The sequence below is a fragment of the Haemophilus parainfluenzae genome (assembly GCF_014931395.1).
Lineage (GTDB): Bacteria > Pseudomonadota > Gammaproteobacteria > Enterobacterales > Pasteurellaceae > Haemophilus_D.
Genome location: NZ_CP063120.1, coordinates 629663 through 656400, shown reverse-complemented (window position 1 = coordinate 656400; position 26738 = coordinate 629663). Strand labels below are relative to the sequence as shown.

Here is a 26738-nt window from a genome sequence, read left to right as displayed (position 1 = left end):
GGATTAAATTCTTATTGTTTTTTTAATAAATCGCGAATTTCAGTAAGTAATTCTTCTTGTGAAGGACCTTTTACTTCTTCTACTGGTTTTTTCACTTTGTTGATACCTTTGATCATCATGAAGATTGCAAATGCAATGATGATGAAATCAAAAACGTTTTGAATAAATACACCGTAGTTTAAGGTTACCGCTGGGGTTTCGCCTACAGCTTGAGCTAACGTGATTTTCAAATCTTTGAAATCCACGCCACCAGTTAAAATACCTAATACAGGCATTACTACGTCACCGACAAGTGAACTTACGATTTTACCAAAAGCACCACCGATGATCACACCGACTGCCATATCTACTACGTTGCCGCGCATTGCGAATTCGCGGAATTCTTTAAGAAAGCTCATAAAATTTCCTTTTGTGTTGGTTTAAAAAATTAAAAGAGTGCGTATTATAGGTTTTCAGATTAAAAAGTAAACTGTTATTTAAATAAAAAATGCACTTGGTTGGAATAATTTTTCAATTTCTGACACGGATTTCTTGTCATTAATATAAACAATCACATTATCGCCTTCTTCAATAACAACCTGACGACGAGCAATGATTACTTCATTTTTACGTAAAATTGCCGCAATCATCGCCCCTACAGGCAGCTTAAGATCACCAATGTGTCTTCCAACCACATTGGATGTTGTCGCATCGCCATGCACAACAAGTTCAATGGCTTCCGCGGTACCATGACGCAAAGAGGCCACATTTTTGATATCCCCTTTACGCACATGTCCTAATAACGCTGAGATTGTTGCTTGTTGTGGTGAAACTGCAATATCAATAGTTCCGCCTTGAATCAAATTGATATATGCCATACGTTGGATAAGCACCATGGCTTTTTTAGCCCCTAGGCGTTTTGCCAGTAACGCCGACATAATATTGGCTTCATCATCTGCACTTAGAGATAAAAAGACATCAACGCTCTCAATATGCTCTTCAAAAAGTAAATTTTGGTCAGAAGCATCACCATGGAAAACCAGGGTTTTAGAAAGTCTTTCAGCTAAAAATTTCGCTTTTTCTCCATCGCGCTCAATGAGTTTTACTTGATACTTATCTTCTAACTGTTTTGCCACACCTGAGGCAATATTCCCGCTGCCAACGATCATGATACGTTTGTAGGTTTTCTCAAGGCGTTGCAACTCACTCATCACTGCTTTAATGTGTTCTGTTGCACAAATAAAGGTAATTTCATCGCCTGCCTCAATAATGGTCGAGCCTTGCGGACGAATTAATCTATCATTACGTAAAATTGAAATGATACGGCAATCAATGTGCGGCATATGCTCTTTAAAAGCGGATAACGCATAACCTACTAAAGGACCACCGTAATAGGCTTTTACAACCACAATGCTAATTCGATTATTGGCAAAATGTGCCACTTGCAACGCGCCTGGATAAGCAATTAAACGCGTAATCTCATCCGTAACTAAATTTTCTGGTGAAATAAGATGATCGATGGGTACGTTTTCATTATTAAATAATTTATCTTTCTCACGCAAATATTCCGCATTACGAATACGCGCAATACGTGTTGGGGTATTGAAAAGGGTATATCCCAACTGGCAAGCAATCATATTAATTTCATCTGATGCTGTTACGGCAATCATCAAATCTGCATCAGCGGCGCCCGCATCACGTAAAACCTTGGGTGAAGAAGGGGAACCTTTAACTACGCGTAAATCATGCTTATCTTGCAAATTCTGCAAATGTTGAGATTCATTATCTACCAGTGTGATGTCGTTATCTTCACTCACTAAATTTGCCGCAAGTGTTGTGCCTACTTGCCCTGCACCTAAGATGATTATTTTCATTCTGTTCTCTCCACAACCAAAGGTCGGATGCCAATTTCAGCTGAATTTAGACCGCACTTTAATGCCTCAATACGGCGACAAATAGTCGATGTGACTTGTTCAGCTTCTGCCATTTTTTCGGCTGTAATCGCTGGATCTTGTTTACCAAATAACAGGCCATCGAGTAAACGCTCCGCATGCATGCCTTCACGACAAAAATGCAACACACCCACATCTTCAAATAAGGTCGCCACTTTTGCCGTTTTAGTGGTTGCAATGCCCAAGGCTCCATCTTCACCGCCGAGCTCTCGGAATAATTGATGTGTTGGAAATCCGCCACACGCTAAGAAAAAAGCTTTATTGAAAACGATATTTCCCCCGCAGGTCATGCGCATATATTGCCATGCCTGATCAAAATTAGGGTGTTCTGCATAACGTTGGGCTAAATTTATCGGCTTTAATGCTAATCTTACGACTGAAGTATCTGGCTGAAAATGAAAGGTTGCCGCAGCCACTTCCAATGCACCAGGTTCGTATGCATCATCCGCATCTAAAAATGCGACAAAATCGACCGCACTTTTAGCAGAGAGCATTGCGCCCCAATTTCGAGCCATTGCGACACCGCTATTTTTTGGCAATTGCTCGATAGAAATTCTGTTTGGATATTGCTCTGCAAGCTGTAAGGCTAATGCAAATGTATTATCTGTCGATGCATCATCAATCAGCCAAAGGTGACCAAGATTATTTTGCTGCAACACAGACTCTACTGCACGAACAAGTGTTTGTTCAGTGTTATAGCAAGGAATGACGACATCAATTAAAGGCAAATTCATTTAAGCTGACCATTTTCTCAATTTTGCATAATAGAACCCATCACCACCATTCTCTTGTGGCAGGAATTGGATTCCAATCGTATTTTCCGTTTGTTCAAACGGCAATGTCATTAATTCTGCATCGGGTGTTTCAGCTAAAAAATGCTGTATTTGCTGACTGTTCTCATCAGGAAGTACCGAGCAAGTCGCATAAAGCAAAATACCATTAGGTTTTAATTTTGCCCACAGCGCTTTTAGAATTTGTCCTTGCAAGGCAACCAATTGAGCAATATCCGTTTCTTGACGTAACCATTTAATATCTGGATGACGACGAATCACGCCCGTTGCTGAGCAAGGTGCATCTAATAAAATACGATCAAAGGATGCACCACTTAAACCTATTTCTGAGAGCCACTTTTCTGGCTCCGTCGCATCACCACAAACAACTGTCGCCTGCTGATTCAAACGAGTAAGATTTTCCTCGACACGTTTTAAGCGATGAGCCTCCACATCAAGCGCTATTACCTTCGCTTGTGGCGCCATCTCTAAAACATGTGTAGTCTTCCCACCGGGAGCCGCACAAGCATCTAAAATTAATTCACCATTTTGTGGCTCAAGCAATAAGACCGACCATTGCGCATTGAGATCCTGAACTGTCACTGCACCTTGTTCAAAATTCGGTAGTTTCGAGACAGAAAGTGGTTGTGCTAAACGCAAAGCATGTGGATTATCACATTCAAACGCTGCTATCTCTTGCTCTTCCAATAAAGTGCGGTAAGTTTTCGTGTTATTTTGCTGTTGATTGACCCGTAACCACATTGGTGGCTTTTGGTTATTCGCCTCAATAATTTCACGCCAATTCGGATAAGCTTTTTTGAGTTTATTCACAAACCATTCAGGATGAAGCGTTTGCCAATGCTTATCTACTACGGCAAGAATATCCTCTTGCTCCCGTAAGAAACGACGCAGTACACCATTAACCAAACCACGTAAACTATCTGATTTCAATGATTTTGTGGCGTTCACCACTTCATCTACCGCCGCATGAGCGGGCACGCGCATATAAAGTAATTGGTACAATCCCACCAATAGCAAGCAGTGCACGATGCGGGTTTTACCCTTCAATGGCTTATCTAATAATTTTTTTATAATATTTTCTAAACGAGGCAATACGCGACAAATACCAAAGGTGATTTCCTGTAATAAAGGTAAATCCTGTGGTTTTACCTGTGATTGTACTTCTGGAATCAACGTTGATAAGGACTTACCCTGATCTAAAACCTGCAAAATCACTTGAGCAGCGATAGCGCGTACCGAAAGTGCGGTCGATTTTCCCGTTTTTTTGCGTTGAAATACCATTAGTTTAGAACCTTACCAACTTGGAAACAATCAGCTCGACCATTGAGAAAATCTTGCACAGACATAGGTTTCTTGCCTGCGGGCTGAAGTTGCAATAAATTTAAAACGCCTTCTTTCGTGGCAATTTGGATACCTTTTTTATCGATACTTAAAATCGTCCCAGCTGGTTTATCTACATGTGGCAACACGGCAGCAGAATAAACTTTTAAGGTTTGTTCATTACCTTGTTCATCGGTTAATTGTAGAAAACTTATCGGCCAAGGATTAAACGCGCGAATATTACGTTCAAGCTGGGCTGCCGATAGCGACCAATCTAATTTAGCCTCTTCTTTGGAAAGTTTCTCTGCATAGTTACTTTGGCTATCATCTTGTTTTTCTGCAATAAATTTCCCTTCTTCCAAATGATCCAAAACATCAATCAATGCAGACGGCGCAATTTCAGCTAATTTATGGTAAAGCGAAGCAGAAGTTTCTTGTGCATCAATATCGCAATACACTTTGTGTAACATATCACCAGTATCTAAACCCACATCCATTTGCATAATCGTCACACCGGTTTGCTTATCACCAGCCCAGATAGCGCGCTGAATAGGTGCGGCGCCACGCCAACGAGGTAAGAGAGAGCCATGCACATTTAAACAACCTAAACGAGGCATATCCAACACTGCTTGAGGTAAAATCAAACCATAAGCAACAACAACCATTACATCAGCATTTAACGCTTTAAGCTCTGCTTGTGCTTCTTCTTTACGCAAGGATTTTGGTTGATAAACAGGAATTTGATGTTGTTCTGCTAATTGCTTTACAGGACTAGCCTGCAATTTTTTACCGCGACCAGCCGGTTTATCTGGCTGCGTATAAACAGCAATAATATTGTGATGAGAATTTAAAAGTGCAGCAAGATGTTGTGCTGCGAAGTCCGGCGTACCGGCAAAGATGATATTCAATGGTTTCATAATGTTCTACGTTATGGCGTTGATAGGAAAAGTGCGGTCATTTTATACCGCACTTTTGATTATTGTTTTGCAATTTGTTTTTTATATTTCACTAATTTTTCTTTGATACGTTGACGTTTCAACGGTGAAAGATAATCAACAAATAAAATACCGTTTAAATGATCGATTTCATGCTGAATACAGATCGCTAATAAACCATCTGCATCAAGCGTAAATTCTTTTCCATGACGATCTAACGCTTTTACCGTGACTTTTTCTTTACGGGGCACTAAGGCACGGAATCCAGGAATAGATAAACAACCTTCTTCAATACCTGTTTCACCTTCTGACGCTAAAATTTCTGGATTGATCAACACTAGCTGATTTTGTTTGTCTCCTTCAATATCAATCGTAATAATACGTTGCAAGATATCTACCTGTGGTGCAGCAAGGCCAATACCTTCTTCTTGATACATCGTATCAAACATATCATCTACAATTTTGCGAATGTCATCATTGACTTCTGCAACTGGCTCACAAACAATCTTTAGGTGATCATCTGGATAAATTAATACATTAAGTGCGGTCATATTTTCTCTTGTTTTATTAAAATTACGGCGGTGATTGTATCATAGAATCAACGCTTTGCTAAAATATTGAAAATATCCATAAACAAAAACCCCAAGCTATTCAGCTCGGGGTTCTACATTCAGTACCTGGCGGTGTCCTACTCTCACATGGGGAAGCCCCACACTACCATCGGCGCATCGGCGTTTCACTTCTGAGTTCGGTATGGGGTCAGGTGGGACCACCGCTCTATCGCCGCCAGGATTATTCCTTTAATAACTTTTCTCTACTCTGCTCTCACTATCTCTAGTGCTCACAACCAAACAAGCTGATTCAACTTCAAAACTTTCTCTTTCTTCTCTGAGTTTCTTCGTCTTACCCAACACCCAAAACCCTTGAGCGTTGTATAGTTAAGCCTCTCGGGCAATTAGTACATGTTAGCTCAACGGCTCGCACCGCTTACACACCATGCCTATCTACGTCTTAGTCTTAAACAACCCTTACTGTCTTAAAGACAGGGAGAACTCATCTCTTGGCAAGTTTCGTGCTTAGATGCTTTCAGCACTTATCTCTTCCGCACTTAGCTACCCGGCAATGCGTCTGGCGACACAACCGGAACACCAGTGGTGCGTCCACTCCGGTCCTCTCGTACTAGGAGCAGCCCCAATCAATTCTCCAACGCCCACGGCAGATAGGGACCGAACTGTCTCACGACGTTCTAAACCCAGCTCGCGTACCACTTTAAATGGCGAACAGCCATACCCTTGGGACCTACTTCAGCCCCAGGATGTGATGAGCCGACATCGAGGTGCCAAACACCGCCGTCGATATGAACTCTTGGGCGGTATCAGCCTGTTATCCCCGGAGTACCTTTTATCCGTTGAGCGATGGCCCTTCCATTCAGAACCACCGGATCACTATGACCTACTTTCGTACCTGCTCGACTTGTCTGTCTCGCAGTTAAGCTTGCTTATACCATTGCACTAACCTGACGATGTCCGACCGTCATTAGCAAACCTTCGTGCTCCTCCGTTACTCTTTGGGAGGAGACCGCCCCAGTCAAACTACCCACCAGACACTGTCCGAGACCACGTTTCGTAATCTTCGTTAGAACATCAAACGTTAAAGGGTGGTATTTCAAGGTCGACTCCAACAATACTGGCGTATCATCTTCATAGTCTCCCACCTATCCTACACATCAAAATTCAATGTTCAGTGTCAAGCTATAGTAAAGGTTCACGGGGTCTTTCCGTCTAGCCGCGGGTACACCGCATCTTCACGGCGATTTCAATTTCACTGAGTCTCGGGTGGAGACAGCCTGGCCATCATTATGCCATTCGTGCAGGTCGGAACTTACCCGACAAGGAATTTCGCTACCTTAGGACCGTTATAGTTACGGCCGCCGTTTACTGGGGCTTCGATCAGGAGCTTCTCTTTCGATTACACCATCAATTAACCTTCCAGCACCGGGCAGGCATCACACCCTATACGTCCACTTTCGTGTTTGCAGAGTGCTGTGTTTTTAATAAACAGTTGCAGCCAGCTGGTATCTTCGACCGGTTCAACCTTCGCCCGCGAGGGACTACAATCTACGCCGGCGCACCTTCTCCCGAAGTTACGGTGCTATTTTGCCTAGTTCCTTCACCCGAGTTCTCTCAAGCGCCTGAGTATTCTCTACCTGACCACCTGTGTCGGTTTTCAGTACGGTTTAGATAAACCTGAAGCTTAGTGGCTTTTCCTGGAAGTGTGGTATCGGTTACTTCAGCTCCGTAGAGCCTCGTCATCATCTCTCAGTGTTAAAGAAGTCCGGATTTGCCTAAACTTCTCACCTACCAACTTAAACGCACATATCCAACAGTGCGATAACCTAACCTGCTCCGTCCCCACATCGCAGTTTATCCAAGTACGGGAATATTAACCCGTTTCCCATCGACTACGCTTTTCAGCCTCGCCTTAGGGGCCGACTCACCCTGCCCCGATTAACGTTGGACAGGAACCCTTGGTCTTCCGGCGAACGGGTTTTTCACCCGTTTTATCGTTACTTATGTCAGCATTCGCACTTCTGATACGTCCAGCAAACCTCTCGATTCACCTTCATCCGCTTACAGAACGCTCCCCTACCCAACAGACTTACGTCTGATGCCGCAGCTTCGGTGCTATATTTGAGCCCCGTTACATCTTCCGCGCAGGCCGACTCGACTAGTGAGCTATTACGCTTTCTTTAAATGATGGCTGCTTCTAAGCCAACATCCTAGCTGTCTAAGCCTTCCCACTTCGTTTCCCACTTAATATAGACTTTGGGACCTTAGCTGGCGGTCTGGGTTGTTTCCCTCTCCACGACGGACGTTAGCACCCGCCGTGTGTCTCCTGAGTATCACTCTTCGGTATTCGTAGTTTGCATCGGGTTGGTAATCCGGGATGGACCCCTAGCCGAAACAGTGCTCTACCCCCGAAGGTGTCCGCTCAAGGCTCTACCTAAATAGATTTCGGGGAGAACCAGCTATCTCCCGGTTTGATTGGCCTTTCACCCCCAGCCACAAGTCATCCGCTAATTTTTCAACATTAGTCGGTTCGGTCCTCCAGTTAGTGTTACCCAACCTTCAACCTGCCCATGGCTAGATCACCGGGTTTCGGGTCTATACCTTGCAACTAGACGCCCAGTTAAGACTCGGTTTCCCTTCGGCTCCCCTATTCGGTTAACCTCGCTACAAAATATAAGTCGCTGACCCATTATACAAAAGGTACGCAGTCACCCTTAAAGGGCTCCCACTGCTTGTACGTACAAGGTTTCAGGTTCTATTTCACTCCCCTCACCGGGGTTCTTTTCGCCTTTCCTTCACAGTACTGGTTCACTATCGGTCAATCAGGAGTATTTAGCCTTGGAGGATGGTCCCCCCATCTTCAAACAGGATATCACGTGTCCCGCCCTACTTGTCGTTAGCTTAGTACCATGACCTGGACTTCGAGTACGGGGCTATCACCCTGTATCGCCAAGCTTCCCAGCTTGTTCCTCTGTCTCTGTCATTATCACTAACAGGCTCCTTCGCGTTCGCTCGCCGCTACTAACGAAATCTCGGTTGATTTCTTTTCCTCGGGGTACTTAGATGTTTCAGTTCTCCCGGTTTGCCTCACTTACCTATGAATTCAGTAAGTGATAGTAGATTCTTCATCTACTGGGTTTCCCCATTCGGACATCTTGGATTAAACGCCTCTTATCGACTCATCCAAGCTTTTCGCAGATTAGCACGTCCTTCCTCGCCTCTGATTGCCAAGGCATCCACCTTGTACGCTTAGTCACTTAACTATACAACCTCAAAAATTCTTGATGTTGTGTTTTCAACTAAACACTTGATTGCTTTTGTTCAATCAAGATTTTCTTCTTACTCAGACTTTTTCTTATCCCTTAAAAGGACTTGAAAGTCTCTTCAGTTTTTCAGCTTGTTTCCTGGTTGTTAAAGAACAGAAGATAATAAAGTTATCTTTATTTGGCGTCCCCACGGGGATTCGAACCCCGGTTACCGCCGTGAAAGGGCGATGTCCTAGGCCTCTAGACGATGGGGACAACAAATAAAGATACTCTATCTTACACTTTGCTTACGCACTTTTCTCTCTTCATTCATTTTCTACAATATATCAATCAATCTGTGTGGACACTTATTGTCTCTCGTTTTTGGTAAGGAGGTGATCCAACCGCAGGTTCCCCTACGGTTACCTTGTTACGACTTCACCCCAGTCATGAATCATACCGTGGTAAACGCCCCCCCGAAGGTTAAGCTATCTACTTCTGGTACAACCCACTCCCATGGTGTGACGGGCGGTGTGTACAAGGCCCGGGAACGTATTCACCGCAACATTCTGATTTGCGATTACTAGCGATTCCGACTTCATGGAGTCGAGTTGCAGACTCCAATCCGGACTTAGACGTACTTTGTGAGATTCGCTCCAGCTCGCACTATCGCTTCCCTCTGTATACGCCATTGTAGCACGTGTGTAGCCCTACTCGTAAGGGCCATGATGACTTGACGTCATCCCCACCTTCCTCCGGTTTATCACCGGCAGTCTCCTTTGAGTTCCCGACCAAATCGCTGGCAACAAAGGATAAGGGTTGCGCTCGTTGCGGGACTTAACCCAACATTTCACAACACGAGCTGACGACAGCCATGCAGCACCTGTCTCAGAGTTCCCGAAGGCACCAATCCATCTCTGGAAAGTTCTCTGGATGTCAAGAGTAGGTAAGGTTCTTCGCGTTGCATCGAATTAAACCACATGCTCCACCGCTTGTGCGGGCCCCCGTCAATTCATTTGAGTTTTAACCTTGCGGCCGTACTCCCCAGGCGGTCGATTTATCACGTTAGCTACGGGCGCCAAGCTCAAAGCTCAACCCCCAAATCGACATCGTTTACAGCGTGGACTACCAGGGTATCTAATCCTGTTTGCTCCCCACGCTTTCGCACATGAGCGTCAGTACATTCCCAAGGGGCTGCCTTCGCCTTCGGTATTCCTCCACATCTCTACGCATTTCACCGCTACACGTGGAATTCTACCCCTCCCTAAAGTACTCTAGCGACCCAGTATGAAATGCAATTCCCAGGTTAAGCCCGGGGCTTTCACACCTCACTTAAGTCACCGCCTGCGTGCCCTTTACGCCCAGTTATTCCGATTAACGCTCGCACCCTCCGTATTACCGCGGCTGCTGGCACGGAGTTAGCCGGTGCTTCTTCTGTAGTTAACGTCAATCACCTAGTCTATTAAACTAAATGCCTTCCTCGCTACCGAAAGAACTTTACAACCCGAAGGCCTTCTTCATTCACGCGGCATGGCTGCGTCAGGGTTGCCCCCATTGCGCAATATTCCCCACTGCTGCCTCCCGTAGGAGTCTGGGCCGTGTCTCAGTCCCAGTGTGGCTGGTCATCCTCTCAGACCAGCTAGAGATCGTCGGCTTGGTGAGCCTTTACCTCACCAACTACCTAATCCCACTTGGGCTCATCCTATGGCATGTGGCCCGAAGGTCCCACACTTTCATCTCTCGATTCTACGCGGTATTAGCTACAGTTTCCCGTAGTTATCCCCCTCCATAAGCTAGATTCCCAAGCATTACTCACCCGTCCGCCACTCGTCATCAAAGAAGCAAGCTTCTTTATGTTACCGTTCGACTTGCATGTGTTAAGCCTGCCGCCAGCGTTCAATCTGAGCCATGATCAAACTCTTCAATTCAAGTTCAATCGCTCAATACTGCTGACATAAAATGCCACTACTTTAAAAGTAATATGAATTTCTAGTTAGCACCTATTAAGACTTCAAAATTAAAAAATATTTTTAAAACAAGTCAATCAACAAGTGCCCACACAGATTGTCTGATATATTGTTAAAGAGCAAAAAAGAACGACGCACTGGTTTTTCTTAAGACTCACAACAGCGCGTCGTTGTGTGGGGCGTATTATAGGCATTTCAGATGCCTTTGCAAGATCTTTTTGTAAAAAAATGTAAATTTTTTATTGGTTGAAGATCTTTTAATCAAATCGTCTAAAAAACACAATTTTTATGGTGTTTTATTCTACGAATTCAGACTTTCTACAAATGCCTTTACTTTTCCCCAGTTGGTATATTCAATTTCTTTGGTCGAATCTGTTTCACCACCTGTAATTTTCATAATTAATTGGATCATGACACGATCAATCCATTTATAACGAGGATATAGCAACGCACCTGCAAACACGCCTACTTTTGCCGGAGTCCATTTTATGCGTTGAAGGAACTTACGAACATAAACATTTCCCTCTGGCGTATCTTTTCCTTCTTTTCTCGCGGTTAAACCTACACCAAAAAAGACCGCACTTTTTGCATTCAACAATTCGTGATGGCGTTCTACAAAACGATATACCTGTTTATTAAAGTGACCATAACGAACGGATGCCCCAATAATTACGCGATCAAAAAGTTTAAGATCCTGTTCTTCCATTAACGGTGAAACAACTACATCACCTTCAAGATGCTGAGCCATAAATTCAGCAATCTTTTTAGTTTGTCCATCACGGCTTGAATATAAAATTAATGTTTTCATTATGCCTTCCAAAACGCTGGTGTGAAGAGCGCCAATAATGTAAAAATTTCTAAACGACCGCATACCATCGCAATGGTGAGTATCCATTTAGCACTATCTGGCATCGCCGTCATATTACTGCTTACTGAACCTAATCCTGGTCCAAGGTTATTAATACTTGCCAACACTGCATTAAATGCATCAAAAGGTTCGACACCACATGCAATCACACTTAATAAACAAATAGTAAATACCAATAGATATGCAGAGAAAAAGGCCCAAATACTTCCAATCACACGTTCATCAAGGACATTTTGACCCCATTTAATTGGATACACTAAATTTGGGTGAACAAATCGTTTTAGCTCTCTCGCACCTTGAAGATATAGCACTAAAATCCGCGCAACACGCAAACCACCACCAACTGAGCCTGCACACCCCCCAATAAAAGAAGCAATAATTAATAACATCGGTACAAAAGAAGGCCATTCAGCGAAATTCGATGTGGAGTAGCCTGTTGTAGTTGAAATCGATACGGCTTGGAATACGACTTGCTCAAAATCTTGCCATGAGGAATCAAAATATTGATGGCTTATCATCACCAATGTACAAACCACGATAAGCAAAATTTGAATACTCATAAAGAAGCGGAATTCTGGATCTTTTGTATAAATCTTCAAAATATTTTCTCGTCCTAAGGTCGAAAATGCTCTGAAGTGCAATGCGAAGTTACAAGCCGAAATCCACAGGAAAATGACGGTGATAAAATTAATCGCCGAACTATTAAAATAGCCGATACTGGCATCATGAGTAGAAAAACCACCAATAGATACTGTTGAAAAACTATGCGTAATCGCATCGAACGGTGTCATGCCCGCTAGCCAATAAGCCAAAGCACAAGACATGGTTAGAAAGAAATAAACAAACCACAGTGCTTTTGCCGTTTCTGCTATCCGAGGTTGAATTTTCTGATCTTTCATTGGACCTGACATTTCTGCACGGTATAACTGCATTCCGCCAATACCTAATAAAGGAATAATCGCAATCGCAAGTACGATGATCCCCATCCCGCCTAACCATTGTAGGAATTGACGATAAAACAGAATCGCTTTCGGTAAATTATCTAATCCTGTCATGACGGTAGCACCCGTGGTTGTTAGCCCGGAAAATGCTTCAAACACGGCGGAAGCCACTGTTAAATGAGGTGAATCAAATAATAGCAATGGCAAGGTTGCTAGGCCGCCCAAAACGAACCAAAATGCGACCACAATTAAGAAACCATCACGAGATCGCAATTCTTGTTTGTGGTGATGACAAGGCCACCAAAGCAACATGCCCACGGTTAAGCTTAATGCAAAAGCTTGCATAAACGCTTTACCGCCGCCATCGCCATAAATAAGCGCCACAAAGGCTGGAATCAGCATCGTGCCGGAAAAACATATGATCAAAATGCCGATAATCCGAATAATGGATAAAATATGCACAATATCTCGCTTAATTCATTTCTTCTAATTTCAACGTTCCTGCAGAACGCTCAATTAATGCTTGTTCAAAAGGTTTAATTTGATCTTCACTAATGCCTAACTGCAATGTAATCTGCACTTGAAAATCTTGCTGATAAATTTCAATTTGATGCTGTTCACATAAAATTTGGATCCAATTTAATTGTGCATAATCACAATGAACTTGGAATAACTGACGTTCTACTTTTCGTTCAGTTTCTAATAATTTTAAAGCTTGCTGAACACCATTTCCATAAGCACGAACTAAACCGCCAGTGCCTAATAAAATGCCACCATAATAACGAACAACTACGGCACTAATCTCACCGATTTGGCTACCTTGCAAAGCGGATAGCATCGGTTTCCCTGCAGTACCTGCTGGCTCACCGTCATCGGAAAAGCCTAATTGTTGAGAATCCGTTGGCTTGCCGGCCACTGCCGCCCAACAATGATGGCGGGCATTAGGGTGCTGCGCTTTAATTTCTGCCCAAAAAGCTTTGGCTTGTTCAAGTCCTTCCGTATGTTGCAAATACGTGATAAATCGACTTTTCTTAATTTCTTCTTCAAAAACGACCGCACTTTTGGGGATAAGGTATTCAGCCATGAAATAATTGTTCAAATGAATTTGTTGCGTAGTTTATCATTGATAGCGGATTTATCGAAATTTCCCCATAATTATTGTATGATGTAGCTCAATTTCAATAAAACTGATGAATAACCATGACTGAAATTACTGTCGATAAAACCCTTGATACCGTTGGTTTACGTTGTCCTGAACCTGTAATGCTCGTGAGAAAAAACATTCGCCACATGAATGAAGGTGAAGTGCTGCTTATTTTGGCGGACGACCCTGCCACGACTCGCGATATTCCCAGTTTCTGCCAATTTATGGAACATACCCTTTTAGCGAGTGAAACCAAAGACACACCTTTTAAATACTGGGTGAAAAAAGGCTAATAAAAATGCGGCCAATATTGACCGCACTTTGATTACTCTTCTACTGGTGTTGTGTATGGTGCTATATATCCGAAGTCATAATACTTCTGTTTTACAAAATCTGGCATTAATAAATTTTCAAGTTGTAGCAATCCCCACGATATCACTAAATCTTGCTCGCCCTCGGCATACGAAGCAATTTCATACTCGTCATAAATAAAATGAATACCATCGTGTGCAAGATAGAAATTCTTAGAAACATCAAAATCTGTTTTTTTCGTAAACGCATCTTCATCTTTTATGCGACCAGAGTCTGTATAAAACCTCCATAATAATTCTTTAACTTCAGGGAGCTTTTTCTGATCAATAATATCGGAAAGCGTTAGAACTTTATGTGTTGTCATATCTACAGTTAAATATACGTTACCACCTACACCGTGTGGTCCTCCAGTATAGCTATAATACCTCACTGCAAAAGTCGCTAATTTTTCTTTTTGACCAACAAATAGCATCCAAGCATTACGAGAGAAACCTAGCTCAGGCTCTTTTTCTAAAGATGCTCTTATATCATTCAAAATTATTTTGTATTCAGTCAGCACCTGCTCTCGTGTTTTAGGTGCATTTTCTCCAAATTCATTTTTTACCAATTCAGTCCATAACAGTTCGTCTAACCAATCTATATTCGTTTTTAATCCCAATAGGCTAATACCAATTTCTACCTCATCACGCTCAAACCAACGTTCTTGCGCTGGGGTATATTTGATTTTTTCTACTTTTTCAAAAATAACATCTTTTTCCGCAAAAATAGCAGGAATAACCTTCTCCGCCTTTTCTTTTTCAGCTTTTAATTGCGTATTTTCTGCCGTCAGTTGTGCAATTGTCTGTGTTTGTTGCTCAATGGTTGCTTTCGCTTCTTTATCTTCACAACCTGTTACCGTAAAAAGTGCGGTTAAAATTAAGGCTGAAATGAATGTCTTTTTCATGTTTTATCCTATAAATCAAATGTCTCTTTATCACGTAGAATATGATCATTGCCTTTGCGGCGTAAAAAGCCGGTACGGTCAAAATATTCCATTAATTGCACTGTCAGTTTTCGACCGAAGTTCAGTTTATCACGTAATTCATTAACTGCCACTTTACCTTCTTCGCCCGCCATTTCCTTAATTAAACGAGCATAAGCATAAATGCTTTCAGTCAGGAAAAAACGGTCTTTTACGATTGGCGTAAGATAGCCCAATTTACCCGCTTTATACATAAAATTACGCATCGTACTTTCATCTTGCGCCAAGGCTGTTGCCATATCACGTACCCAAATGGCTTGACCATGCGCTTTCTCAAATTCAGTTAACACCGCTTGCCATAAGCTTTGCTCTTCAGCTGAAAATTGGATTTTGTGTGAAGGCAAATGTAACCAGCCACGAGTCTGCTGCAATTGGCCTTCATCAAGCATTTCTTCAATAATACGTGATAAATCGACTTTTCTTAATTTCTTCTTCAAAAACAACCGCACTTTTGGGGATAAGGTATTCAGCCATGAAATAATTGTTCAAATGAATTTGTTGCGTAGTTTATCATTGATAGCGGATTTATCGAAATTTCCCCATAATTATTGTATGATGTAGCTCAATTTCAATAAAACCCTTGATACCGTTGGTTTACGTTGTCCTGAACCTGTAATGCTCGTGAGAAAAAACATTCGCCACATGAATGAAGGTGAAGTATTGCTTATTTTAGCGGACGATCCTGCCACGACTCGCGATATTCCCAGCTTCTGTCAATTTATGGAACATACGCTTTTAGCGAGTGAAACCCAAGACACACCTTTCAAATACTGGGTGAAAAAAGGTCAATAAAAATGCGGTCAATACTGACCGCACTTTGTTATTCTGTCGAATTACTCGAAACAGGGTAATACTGTTTCTGAATAAATTCAGGCTTCAATAACGCAGGGGCATTCCACCACTCAATCACAAGCTCCTGTGGCCCTTCTGCGTAAGACGCAATTTCATACACGTTATACACAAAGTGAATCCCATCATGATCTAAATAGAAATTATCGGTCACCTCAAAAGCATCTTTTGATGTAAATGCTTCCTCCTCTTTTACTTCGCCATATCGAGTGTAACGTTCCCAAAGCAGCTCTTTTAATTTAGCTTGCTGATTTGGTTTAAACACATCATCAAATGAAAGTAGTTTTTTCGTTTCTAAATCAATATTAAGATAATGATAACCGCCAACTCCATGAACGCCACCACCATAGCTGTAATAGTTTATTAAAAATACAGCAAGCTTACCTCTTTGGTGATTAAATGCTAAATCTAAGGTTTCATCAACACCAATTATCGGAGATTCCAACATCTCTTTTTTAGCTTCATCATATGCTTTTTGGTAATCCTCAATAAGCTGCTCGCGGCTTCTTGGTTTACCATCAGCATTTTTTGAAATTTGCTCTAAAAGTAGTTTATCTAGCCACTCAATATTCGTTTTTAGTGTAGAAATACTGCAATGAAGTTTACCTTCAGTAGGGACATATTCATCTTCTTTGGCCGATTTAGGATATTTGATGGTTTCCTCTTTATCAAAAATCACATCATCTTGAGCAATAATTGCCGGAATAACCTTCTCCGCCTTTTCTTTTTCAGCTTTTAATTGCGTATTTTCTGCTGTTAGTTGTGCAATTGTCTGCGTTTGTTGCGCAATGGTTGCCTTCGCTTCTTTATCTTCGCAACCTGTTACAGTAAAAAGTGCGGTTAAAATTAAGGCTGAAATGAATGTCTTTTTCATGTTTTATCCTATAAATCAAATGTCTCTTTATCACGTAGAATATGATCATTGCCTTTGCGGCGTAAAAAGCCGGTACGGTCAAAATATTCCATTAATTGCACTGTCAGTTTTCGACCAAAGTTCAGTTTATCACGTAATTCATTTACGGCAACTTTACCTTCTTCGCCTGCCATTTCCTTAATTAACCGAGCATAAGCATAAATGCTTTCAGTTAGGAAAAAACGATCTTTTACGATTGGCGTAAGATAGCCCAATTTACCCGCTTTATACATAAAATTACGCATCACACTTTCATCTTGCGCCAAGGCTGTTGCCATATCACGCACCCAAATGGCTTGACCATGCGCTTTCTCAAATTCAGCTAACACCGCTTGCCATAAGCTTTGTTCTTCGGCTGAAAATTGGATTTTGTGAGAAGGCAAATGTAACCAACCACGAGTCTGCTGCAATTGGCCTTCATCAAGCATTTCTTCAATAAAATGATAAATCAGATTTTCCGGTTGGTTTAGTGTCGCAATACGGTATAAGCGGGCCTTACTCAAACCTAGCTGATCATTATGTTGCTCATGATAGGTAGCAAGTGCGGTCAAAATTTGCTGCGTTTTTTCACGTTGATAATCGCGATTAAAACACCAATTTTGGAAACGGATATCGCCGTTCTCGGCCAATGCTTCAGCCAATTGATTTTCGGTTAGTTGCTCACTCCACATTAGCGCTTGAGCTGAAACCGCCTCTTTTTGTAGGGTTAATCCGATGCGTTGTATGGCGGTTTGAGCCTGATTAAGTTTAGCCAAGAATGCTAGACGAGCCTCTGTACGCTTATAACGTTTTGGTGAATGAATTTCGAGTACCTTGGCGCCACCAACTAAAGCTTTCGCATCACCACTACGTAAAATTAATTTATCCCCAAAGGCCAAAAATAATGGCTGCTCTAAAATAACTTCCGCCAAAGTGCGGTCATTTTTCATTGCATTTTTGCTTTCAAGCAAGGTAAGCTTACCTGTTGTACGGCTTGCTGCATGATAAATGTGCACAGGCTGACTATCTTTCAAATTCACTTCAGGCGTAATTTCAATGGTAATACGATCAGTTGGCTCAAGTGGTTCTGAGGCTAACAACCAATCGCCGCGTTGCATTGGAATACGATCTAAATCAACGTTTAAATTGAGCGCTAAACGTTGACCAGCCAAGCCTTTTTCGCTCGGTGTATTCTGAGCATGAATATTTTTTACGCGAACCTTTTGTCCCGTAGAAAGGAAGAGTTCATCATCAATGGATACAGTACCCGCAAATGCTGTGCCCGTTACCACTGTCCCTGCCCCTTTCACGCTAAAGACACGGTCGATAGCATAACGAAACGGTTTATTTATTTCGGCTAATTCCGGTAAATTGGCTAAATAATCGCGTAACGCATCAATTCCTAAGCCCGTTTGTGCCGATGTAATAAAATAATGAGATTGAGCTAAGAATGGATAATCTGTCTGAATCTGTGTTTTTAGTGCCTCGATTTGCTCATTTGTTGCTCGGTCAGCCTTGGTAATCACTACCATGATTTCAGTAAATTGAAGCTGACGTAAAATGGCTAAATGTTCTTTAGTTTGAGCGGCAATCCCTTCATCGGCAGCAACTATAAGCATGGCATAATGCACCCCTCCAAGCCCCGCTAACATGTTGGCGAGAAACTTTTCATGGCCAGGTACATCAATAAACCCAAGTACTTTCTCTTTTAAAGGTAAATAGGCATAACCCAAATCAATGGTCATGCCACGTTTTTTTTCTTCCGGCAAATGGGCGGTATTTGTACCTGTCAGTGCCTTCAAGAGGGCTGTTTTACCATGATCGACGTGCCCTGATGTTACTATGATCATAATTTTTCCACCGTATCTAATAATGCCTTAAAGTCAGCCACGCTACGTAAATCTAACCAAATTTTTCCTTTCTCAACACGACCGATTATTGGTTGTTCTAACGCTTTGAATACTGTTAAAAGTGCGGTCAATTTTGCCTCTGTTTTTTCGGCAATCGTCACTGCAAAAGAAGGGATCGTCGCCATTGGTTGGGAACCACTCCCAATCTGAGCAAAGCTTTCTTCAATCTCAACCTGGTAATCTTTTAAACGATTTGCTAAACAGGCTTTAAGTTGTTCAGCTTTTTCTTTTAATACATCCATTGATTGGGTGAGCAAATGCAAAGTTGGCAACGTTTCAGTAAGCTTTTCGGGCTGAAGATAAAGGCGCAATGTTGCCTCAAGTCCGGCTAAAATCACTTTATCGCAACGTAATACGCGCTTTAATGGATGAGCTTGTAACTGAGCAATCCACTCTTTTTTACCAACAATAATGCCAGCTTGTGTTCCACCCAATAATTTATCGCCCGAGAATGACACCAAGTTTACGCCTTGTGCAACTTTTTCTTGTACTGTCGGCTCATTCGGTAAACCATATTGGCTTAGATCAATCAATGCACCGCTACCGAGATCCGTCATCACTGGAATATCAAACTCTCGTCCAAGATCAACTAACTCTTGTTCTGAAACTGAAGCGGTAAATCCACTAATATGATAGTTACTGCAATGTACTTTCATTAAGAAGGCGGTATTTTCATTAATTGCTTGACGATAATCTTTCAAATGTGTGCGGTTTGTAGTACCCACTTCAACAAGTTTACAGCCTGCTTGGGCCATAATGTCAGGGATGCGAAATGCGCCACCGATTTCAATTAACTCACCACGAGAAATAATCACTTCTTTATCTTTTGCAAAGGTGGCTAACATCAAGAGCACGGCTGCAGCATTATTGTTAACAATACAAGCAGCTTCTGCACCGGTGAGTTGTGCAAGTAATTCACTGATGTAATTATCTCGATGACTGCGTTTGCCTTCTTCCAAATCATATTCCAGTGCAACGTTACCTTTCATCGCATGAAGTGCAGCTTGTTGTGCACTTTCAGACCATAATGCTCGCCCTAAATTTGTATGTAATACCGTGCCCGTTAAGTTATGAACTGATTTAATCTGCACATGATTTTGTTGAGTTAATCGCTCTTGTAAATAATGCAATGTACTCGGATGATCGGCAAAAAAGTGCGGTAAGTTTTGGTGTTGTTTGATAAACTCGCGTCCTTCAGACAATAATTGGCGCAATTCACGTACAACGGCTGAATGACCAAATTCAGTTAAAAGCATTTCACCTTCTGGTGTTTTTAAAAATTTATCTACCGAAGGAAGTTGTTGAAAAAGTGCGGTCATTTTTAATTCCTATTTCAAAATGGCGTTGAATTGCGAACTAATTTACGCTAAAGTAACCGCAATTTCAATAACGGAAGGTCGTCATCTCCGGTGAGGTGGCAGGACTTCAAATCCTGTTGGGGACGCCAGCGTTCCCGGGTGGGTTCAACTCCCATGACCTTCCGCCACGCTTTTCTTCCTAACCAATATTCATCTTTTCTGAATATTCATATTTTTATTTTAAATTTCATTATAATTTTGCGGAATTTTAGGCAAACAAAAAGGCGTATCTTTCGATACGCCTTCTTTATCTAACTTGTTACAGTTAATACATCAATTATTTGATGATTTTCGCAACAACGCCAGCACCTACTGTACGGCCACCTTCACGGATTGCGAAACGTAAACCTTGGTCCATCGCGATTGGGTGGATTAAGCTTACTGTCATTTTGATGTTATCACCAGGCATTACCATTTCCACACCTTCTGGTAACTCGATTGTACCAGTTACGTCAGTTGTACGGAAATAGAATTGTGGACGGTAACCTTTGAAGAATGGAGTGTGACGACCACCTTCATCTTTTGATAATACGTAAACTTCTGATTCGAAGTCTGTGTGTGGAGTGATTGAACCTGGTTTCGCTAATACTTGACCACGTTCGATTTCTTCACGTTTGGTACCACGTAATAATGCACCGATGTTTTCACCTGCACGACCTTCGTCAAGTAATTTACGGAACATTTCAACACCAGTTACAGTGGTTTTCGCTGTTGGTCTGATACCAACGATTTCAACTTCATCACCAGTACGGATGATACCACGCTCAACACGACCTGTTACTACTGTACCACGACCTGAAATTGAGAACACGTCTTCGATTGGAAGAAGGAACGGTTGGTCAATTGCACGCTCTGGTTCAGGGATGTAAGTATCTAAGTGGTTTGCTAACTCAAGGATTTTTTCTTCCCATTCTGCAACACCGTTTAATGCTTGTAATGCAGAACCACGTACGATTGGAGTATCGTCACCTGGGAAATCATATTGAGAAAGAAGTTCACGAACTTCCATTTCTACTAATTCTAATAACTCTTCGTCATCTACCATGTCGCATTTGTTTAAGAATACGATGATGTAAGGTACACCTACTTGGCGACCTAATAAGATGTGCTCACGAGTTTGTGGCATAGGACCATCTGTCGCTGCTACTACTAAGATTGCACCGTCCATTTGCGCCGCACCGGTAATCATGTTTTTAACATAGTCCGCGTGTCCTGGGCAGTCAACGTGTGCATAGTGACGAGTTGGAGTATCGTATTCAACGTGTGAGGTGTTGATGGTGATACCACGCGCTTTTTCTTCTGGCGCGTTATCGATTTGGTCGAATGCACGAGCTGCACCACCGTAGTGTTTTGCTAATACGGTTGTGATTGCTGCTGTTAAAGTTGTTTTACCGTGGTCAACGTGGCCGATTGTACCCACGTTTACGTGCGGTTTTGTACGTTCAAATTTTTCTTTAGACATTTAAAGAGTCCCTCTAAATAGACACGGTTATCGATGGGTAAATTAAACCACATTAACCAATAAAATCATTACTATTTAATAAGGAGAGAGGAATTTGGAAGGCTGGTGCTGATAGGCGGATTTGAACCGCCGACCTCACCCTTACCAAGGGTGCGCTCTACCAACTGAGCTATATCAGCGTTTGGAGCGGGCAGCGGGAATCGAACCCGCATCATTAGCTTGGAAGGCTAAGGTAATAGCCATTATACGATGCCCGCAGTCCTAAATTCATCTGTCCCATCAGAATTCATTTAGAAAATGGTGGAGGGAGAAGGATTCGAACCTTCGAAGGCTGAGCCAACAGATTTACAGTCTGCCCCCTTTGGCCGCTCGGGAACCCCTCCACGCTAAATGAATACTTGTTTACTAAAGGATGGTGCCGACTACCGGAATCGAACTGGTGACCTACTGATTACAAGTCAGTTGCTCTACCTACTGAGCTAAGTCGGCGTGTTGTAAGCAAGTGAGGCGTATTATATGGAAAATTTTATGCCTGACAAGTTTTTTTTATTAAAAATGCGTTTTTTTTAACTATTCGTCTAATTTACAAGCAAAAAGCCACATTCTTGCTTTAAAACTCATCACTTTTAATAAAAAACGATGATCACAACTCATTTATAGGGTATATTTTGTCCAATTTTTTCACTCTAGATATAAAGCACCGTGGAAATTACTGAACAACTAACGCCCTTTCTGAACTTTAGCCGTCAGCAATGGGCTGAATTAAGAAAATCTGTTCCGCTAAAATTAACGGAGCAAGATCTCAAACCACTTTTAGGTTTTAATGAAGAGCTTTCTCTCGATGAAGTGAGCACCATTTACCTGCCACTCGCACGTCTTATTAACTACTACATTGACGAAAACCTTCGCCGCCAAACCGTTTTGAATCGTTTTCTTGGTGGACAAAGCCCTAAAGTCCCTTACATCATTAGTATCGCGGGTAGTGTTGCTGTTGGGAAAAGTACATCGGCACGTATTTTGCAATCTTTGCTAACCCACTGGCCTACTGAACGAAAAGTTGATCTGATTACTACTGATGGTTTTCTTTATCCATTAGAGAAACTGAAAAAAGATGATTTGCTACAGAAAAAAGGCTTCCCTATTTCTTATGATACGGCCAAGTTAATTCGTTTTTTAGCTGATATCAAATCAGGCAAGCCATCGGTAAAGTCGCCTATTTATTCTCATCTAACTTACGATATCGTTCCTGATAAATTTGATATTGTCGATCAACCGGATATTTTAATTTTAGAAGGGTTAAATGTCCTTCAAACAGGTTCAAATAAAGCAAATCAAACCTTCGTGTCTGATTTTGTGGACTTCTCCATTTACGTTGATGCAGACGAGAACTTACTCAAAGAATGGTACATCAAGCGATTCTTAAAATTCCGTCAAAGTGCTTTCACTAATCCGGATTCCTATTTTAAACATTATGCCAATCTCTCTGAGCAAGAAGCCATTGAAACGGCCAGCAACATTTGGGATAACATTAATGGATTGAATTTAAAACAAAACATTCTGCCGACTCGTGAGCGCGCCAATCTCATTCTTAGAAAAGGTGAAAATCACGAAGTTGAGTTAGTGAAATTAAGAAAATAAAAAAGAGCGGTCAATTTGACCGCTCTTTTTATCACTGCCTTACGACATTCTTCCATTCTCAATGCCAATCACCTGATCGCAAATAGCCATAGTCGATTGGCGATGACTCACGAGAATAATCAATTTTTCTGCTTTCACGTTCAACAATGATTTCAAAATCATCGCTTCGTTTAAGCTATCCAAATTACTGGTCGGTTCATCGAGTAAAATAATCGGTGCGTTGTGTAGGAATGCACGAGCAATACCAATACGTTGTTTTTCACCATCAGACAGGTTGCCGCCCAATTCCGTCATTTTCGTTTGATAACCTTCCGGTAAACTTAAAATGAAATCATGAATTGACGCTTTCTTCGCGGCTTCCATAATTTCTTCTAGTGTTGCATCACGGCGAGCAAGGCGAATATTTTCCTCTATAGTTTCGTTGAAAATGTAGGTTTGCTGGGTAATGTACGCCATATTGTCACGCAAACTACGAGTGTTGATATTCGGTAAGGTTTCACCGTTAATTTTAATGCTACCTGATTTAGGATCGTAAAAACGCATTAGTAGTTTTAACAGGGTACTTTTACCACTGCCACTTCTGCCGTGAATACCTAAGATTTCACCTTTTTTTACTGACAAGCTGACATCCGATAAAATTTGTTCTTCACCATAGGCAAAACTTACATTCTCAACATCAATGCGAGAAACATCTTTTAAATCGACCGCACTTTCTACATCTTTTAATTCGGGTTCTTCCGCTAGCAAGCTCAATACACGCTCACCTGAAGCCAAGGTTTGTAACAAGTTGCTTGAAAGGTTACTTAACGCAATAACCGGGCCATAGCTCGACATCAATAAAATCACGCCGATTAAAAAGGCAGAAAAATCAATCTTATCTAGACTAAACAAAATTAAGCCGGTGAATAACATAATGATATTAAACGCCGATACTGCCACTTCAGTATAAACACGTACTTTCGCTTCTTGGTCTTTAATACGTTCAAAAGCCGTATCAATTTTTTGGCTACGTTGTTGGATTTCATCTAAGCGCTGTTTCGCGTAGCCGAAAAGTTGGATCTCTTTCATACCACGCACACTGTCGAGGAAGAAATCATTCATTTCGCCTACTAATTCACGATAGCGTCTGCCATCTTCACGCGCCAATTTGGTGGTAATAATGGGTAGAATCACACCCACCGTTAAATAAGCGGCTAATGCCACAACCACAAACCAGCCAGAAAGATGCCCAAAGACCAACAATAAAATCGCAGAGGTAAAGAACGCGATCATAATTGGCGCAATGGTATGCGCATAGAATACTTCGAGCAATTCAATATCATTGGTAACTAATGACACTAATTGCCCCGCTTGTTTGTCTTGCAACTTCACAAAAGCCAAACGGCGTAAAGAAGAAAACACTTTATCGCGCAATAATGCCAATAATTTAAAAGCAATGTAGTGCCCTGACATTTGCTCTAAATAACGCAATGCACCACGAGCCACCGCCAATACGATAAGTGCGGTCAAAATTCCGGAAAAACTTAAATGGGTGTCAAAATTAAGAAGATTCACTAACCCCATCGCACCAAGCACCATAATAAAGATGGCAGCCAGAAAACCGAGCGTTCCCATGGTGATGGTAAACGCCATGATATGTGCCAGTGGGGTCACTAATTTCAACAAATGCCCCATTACAACAAAACCATTTTTACGCATTTGCCACCTCTCTAATTTGTTCTAAATCTTTTTGTTGTTGGAACATTTCAGCATACGCATCTTGTTTTGCCATGAGCTCTTTATGCGAGCCTTGCTCAATCAATTTGCCTTGTTCAAGCACATTAATGCAGTCTGCATTCACCGCATTAGCCAAGCGGTGAGAAATCATCACAATGGTTTTTTGTTGTTTAAATTGCTGAATGAACTGCAAAATAATCTCTTCGCTTTCCACATCAATGTTACTGGTCGCTTCATCAAAAATATAAAGCTCGGCATTGTGTAATAAAGCACGCGCTAACGCTAAACGTTGAATTTGACCGCCAGATAAATTCGCACCACGGCTTAATAACGGCATATCTAATCCACCGTTATCTCGAACGAATTGCGCCAAATTGACTTGTTCTAAACACGCATAAATTTGCTCATCTGTGGCATCAACTTTCGCCATCTTCATGTTTTCACGTAGCGTACCTTTAAACACATAACTGCTATGGCTCACCAAAGAGACTTTTTCATAAAACGAATGACGATCAATCTCTTGAATTTCTTGGCCGTTGAACAAAATCTTACCTTGTTGCGCTTGATTAAAGCCCATTAGCAATGAAACCAATGTAGATTTACCACAACCACTTTTACCCACAAATACCGTAAGCTGATTTGGTAAGATGCTTAAATCCAAGCCAACAATCGCAGGCTTCTCTTCGCTGTAAGCAAAATGCAGATCTTGAATATCCACTTGAATAGCATTTTTCGCTGCAAAATCGACCGCTTGTGTTTGAGTTTCCACGGGCGTATCTAATAATGTGAAAATCTTATCTGATGCCGCTTTACCATTCATCGCTACATGGAAGAAAGAACCCAATAAACGAAGCGGAATAAAAAATTCAGAAGAAAGCAGAATAAATAAAATGACGCCTAATACGGTTAATTGATCGGCTTGGAATTGCAATAATGCCGTTAAAATCCCGATTGCCGCACCACCGTAAGCAAGTAAATCCATCAGTGATACTGAGTTAAGCTGCATGGTGAGCACTTTCATGGTAATTTTGCGAAAATGTTCAGCTTCTTCATCCATTGCTTTCGCTTTATAAGCATCATCTTGATAGATTTTTAGTGTAATTAAACCCTGTAGGTTATCTAAGAAACTGCTGCCTAATCCCACATAAATGGACCAATATTTTGCCAAGAGTTTTTTCGCAATTTTGTTCACTGCAATGATCGACATCGGAATCAACGGCACACAAATCAGCAAAATTACGGCTGTTTTAAAGCTGAAAAAGATCAGGAAAGCAAAGAGTGTGAGTGGAGCAAGCAAGCTATAAAAAAGCTGAGGCAAATAACGCCCGAAGTAGATTTCAAGCTGCTCCACACCTTCTGAGGCCACTTGGATAATGCTTGAAGTAGATTGTTGATTCACTTGGTTAAGCGGCATCGAAGCCAATTTGCGATAGATGAGGCTACGCAGCTCATGTTTGACTTTCGTACTCGCAAAATAAGAGGCCTGCACTGATTTTTTACCCGCAAAGGCACGCAACGCCAAAGCAGCAACCAAAACGATGCCCAAAATGACCGCACTTAGTGGGCCCAATTCATTAAAATAAGCCGCCTGTAAAATATAAGAAAACACGACGGCACTAATAATCCCACCAATTAACGCCACCCAATTCCATAACACCGTGATGCCAATCCATTTTTTACTGTCGGCCACCGTGTTAATTAGGCGTTTATCTATCATCATAATGATTGCTCCTAAAACAAAAAAGAAGTACGCACATTACTATGCGTACTTTGCTACCAATCTTACAACCAAAAAACGAGTCTATTTCGTATTATTGTCTTTAAGCGATATAAGTGACAAAAATTATAGTCAAGAATATAAACAAATAA

18 protein-coding genes, 6 tRNA genes, 3 rRNA genes and 3 pseudogenes are annotated in these 26738 nt (G+C 41.7%); 4 read left to right on the top strand and 26 right to left on the bottom strand.

Translation table 11 applies throughout. The features are described from left to right. Positions 1-11: 11 nt before the first annotated feature. The 13 genes from mscL to INP94_RS03115 form a co-directional block, all read right to left on the bottom strand. Positions 12-398 (bottom strand): large-conductance mechanosensitive channel protein MscL, encoded by a 387-nt coding sequence (gene mscL, locus INP94_RS03175; RefSeq protein ID WP_049364681.1) that lies wholly within the window; start codon positions 396-398, stop codon positions 12-14. Positions 399-476: 78 nt separating this feature from the next. After that, positions 477-1853 carry a Trk system potassium transporter TrkA gene (trkA, locus tag INP94_RS03170; protein WP_197544014.1) on the bottom strand — a complete coding sequence of 459 codons (1377 nt, stop codon included), beginning with the start codon at positions 1851-1853 and terminating at the stop codon, positions 477-479. Continuing rightward, complete coding sequence (locus INP94_RS03165; protein WP_197544013.1) at positions 1850-2665, bottom strand: glycosyltransferase family A protein; 816 nt, start codon at positions 2663-2665, stop codon at positions 1850-1852. The genes trkA and INP94_RS03165 overlap by 4 nt, the downstream gene beginning before the upstream one ends. Further along, a complete protein-coding gene (gene rsmB, locus INP94_RS03160; protein ID WP_197544012.1) occupies positions 2666-4003 on the bottom strand; it encodes a 16S rRNA (cytosine(967)-C(5))-methyltransferase RsmB in 1338 nt (445 codons plus the stop codon). Further along, positions 4003-4959, bottom strand: coding sequence for a methionyl-tRNA formyltransferase (gene fmt, locus INP94_RS03155; protein WP_049371304.1), 957 nt, complete (start codon positions 4957-4959; stop codon positions 4003-4005). Before fmt ends, rsmB begins: the two co-directional genes overlap by 1 nt. A 59-nt stretch (positions 4960-5018) precedes the next feature. After that, the gene (def, locus tag INP94_RS03150) at positions 5019-5528 is read right to left on the bottom strand and encodes a peptide deformylase (RefSeq protein ID WP_005698874.1); all 510 of its coding nucleotides are present in this window, start codon (positions 5526-5528) and stop codon (positions 5019-5021) included. 124 nt (positions 5529-5652) lie between these two features. Further along, a 5S ribosomal RNA gene (gene rrf / locus INP94_RS03145) occupies positions 5653-5768 on the bottom strand. Positions 5769-5911: 143 nt separating this feature from the next. Continuing rightward, positions 5912-8809: ribosomal RNA gene (locus INP94_RS03140) — 23S ribosomal RNA — on the bottom strand. Positions 8810-8991: 182 nt separating this feature from the next. Beyond that, positions 8992-9067, bottom strand: a tRNA-Glu gene (locus INP94_RS03135). Positions 9068-9179: 112 nt separating this feature from the next. Further along, positions 9180-10719 (bottom strand): 16S ribosomal RNA (locus INP94_RS03130). Together the 16S, 23S and 5S rRNA genes with 1 tRNA gene alongside form the textbook arrangement of a ribosomal RNA operon. A gap of 340 nt (positions 10720-11059) precedes the next feature. Next, complete coding sequence (hemG, locus tag INP94_RS03125) at positions 11060-11566, bottom strand: menaquinone-dependent protoporphyrinogen IX dehydrogenase (protein WP_197544011.1); 507 nt, start codon at positions 11564-11566, stop codon at positions 11060-11062. After that, positions 11566-13029, bottom strand: a complete 1464-nt coding sequence (locus INP94_RS03120; RefSeq protein WP_197544010.1) for a TrkH family potassium uptake protein — start codon at positions 13027-13029, stop codon at positions 11566-11568. Before INP94_RS03120 ends, hemG begins: the two co-directional genes overlap by 1 nt. Positions 13030-13039: 10 nt before the next feature. Further along, the gene (locus INP94_RS03115) at positions 13040-13651 is read right to left on the bottom strand and encodes a YigZ family protein (RefSeq protein WP_070589869.1); all 612 of its coding nucleotides are present in this window, start codon (positions 13649-13651) and stop codon (positions 13040-13042) included. A gap of 116 nt (positions 13652-13767) precedes the next feature. Here INP94_RS03115 and tusA (INP94_RS03110) point away from each other — a divergent pair, with 116 nt between their 5' ends. Continuing rightward, positions 13768-14004, top strand: a complete 237-nt coding sequence (gene tusA / locus INP94_RS03110; RefSeq protein ID WP_197544009.1) for a sulfurtransferase TusA — start codon at positions 13768-13770, stop codon at positions 14002-14004. 32 nt (positions 14005-14036) lie between these two features. On the opposite strand, the gene INP94_RS03105 is transcribed toward tusA (INP94_RS03110), so the two are convergent. The 3 genes and pseudogenes from INP94_RS03105 to INP94_RS03095 all read right to left on the bottom strand — a co-directional run. Next, a complete protein-coding gene (locus tag INP94_RS03105; RefSeq protein WP_197544008.1) occupies positions 14037-14966 on the bottom strand; it encodes an RsiV family protein in 930 nt (309 codons plus the stop codon). 8 nt (positions 14967-14974) lie between these two features. Further along, positions 14975-15442: pseudogene (locus tag INP94_RS03100) on the bottom strand (SelB domain-containing protein); the annotation flags it as partial. A gap of 1 nt (position 15443) precedes the next feature. Beyond that, positions 15444-15518 (bottom strand): annotated as a pseudogene (locus tag INP94_RS03095) (YigZ family protein); the annotation flags it as partial. A 99-nt stretch (positions 15519-15617) separates the two neighbouring features. Between INP94_RS03095 and tusA (INP94_RS03090) the strand changes: the two are divergent. After that, a pseudogene (gene tusA, locus INP94_RS03090) lies at positions 15618-15836 on the top strand (sulfurtransferase TusA); the annotation flags it as partial. Positions 15837-15864: 28 nt separating this feature from the next. Here tusA (INP94_RS03090) and INP94_RS03085 read toward each other — a convergent pair. From INP94_RS03085 to selA, 3 genes are read right to left on the bottom strand one after another with little or no spacing between them, the layout of a single operon-like run. Further along, complete coding sequence (locus INP94_RS03085) at positions 15865-16767, bottom strand: RsiV family protein (RefSeq protein WP_197544007.1); 903 nt, start codon at positions 16765-16767, stop codon at positions 15865-15867. 8 nt (positions 16768-16775) lie between these two features. Continuing rightward, on the bottom strand, positions 16776-18635 hold the full coding sequence (selB, locus tag INP94_RS03080; RefSeq protein WP_197544006.1) for a selenocysteine-specific translation elongation factor: 1860 nt from the start codon (positions 18633-18635) through the stop codon (positions 16776-16778). After that, positions 18632-20014, bottom strand: a complete 1383-nt coding sequence (gene selA, locus INP94_RS03075) for an L-seryl-tRNA(Sec) selenium transferase (RefSeq protein ID WP_197544005.1) — start codon at positions 20012-20014, stop codon at positions 18632-18634. The genes selB and selA overlap by 4 nt, the downstream gene beginning before the upstream one ends. A gap of 72 nt (positions 20015-20086) precedes the next feature. Here selA and INP94_RS03070 point away from each other — a divergent pair. Continuing rightward, positions 20087-20181 (top strand) — tRNA-Sec (locus INP94_RS03070). A gap of 149 nt (positions 20182-20330) precedes the next feature. Here INP94_RS03070 and tuf read toward each other — a convergent pair. From tuf to INP94_RS03045, 5 genes are all read right to left on the bottom strand, one after another. Further along, positions 20331-21515 carry an elongation factor Tu gene (tuf, locus tag INP94_RS03065; RefSeq protein ID WP_197544004.1) on the bottom strand — a complete coding sequence of 395 codons (1185 nt, stop codon included), beginning with the start codon at positions 21513-21515 and terminating at the stop codon, positions 20331-20333. A 103-nt stretch (positions 21516-21618) separates the two neighbouring features. Beyond that, a tRNA-Thr gene (locus INP94_RS03060) sits at positions 21619-21694 on the bottom strand. A gap of 3 nt (positions 21695-21697) precedes the next feature. Then, positions 21698-21772 (bottom strand) — tRNA-Gly (locus INP94_RS03055). 41 nt (positions 21773-21813) lie between these two features. Beyond that, positions 21814-21898 (bottom strand) — tRNA-Tyr (locus INP94_RS03050). A gap of 30 nt (positions 21899-21928) precedes the next feature. Further along, positions 21929-22004: transfer RNA gene (locus INP94_RS03045), tRNA-Thr, on the bottom strand. Between the two features lie 213 nt (positions 22005-22217). Here INP94_RS03045 and coaA point away from each other — a divergent pair. After that, positions 22218-23153, top strand: coding sequence for a type I pantothenate kinase (coaA, locus tag INP94_RS03040; RefSeq protein ID WP_005695046.1), 936 nt, complete (start codon positions 22218-22220; stop codon positions 23151-23153). Between the two features lie 39 nt (positions 23154-23192). Here coaA and cydC read toward each other — a convergent pair whose 3' ends face one another. Further along, complete coding sequence (cydC, locus tag INP94_RS03035; protein WP_197544003.1) at positions 23193-24851, bottom strand: thiol reductant ABC exporter subunit CydC; 1659 nt, start codon at positions 24849-24851, stop codon at positions 23193-23195. Then, positions 24844-26589, bottom strand: coding sequence for an ABC transporter ATP-binding protein/permease (locus INP94_RS03030; protein WP_197544002.1), 1746 nt, complete (start codon positions 26587-26589; stop codon positions 24844-24846). The genes cydC and INP94_RS03030 overlap by 8 nt, the downstream gene beginning before the upstream one ends. Positions 26590-26738: the final 149 nt, after the last annotated feature.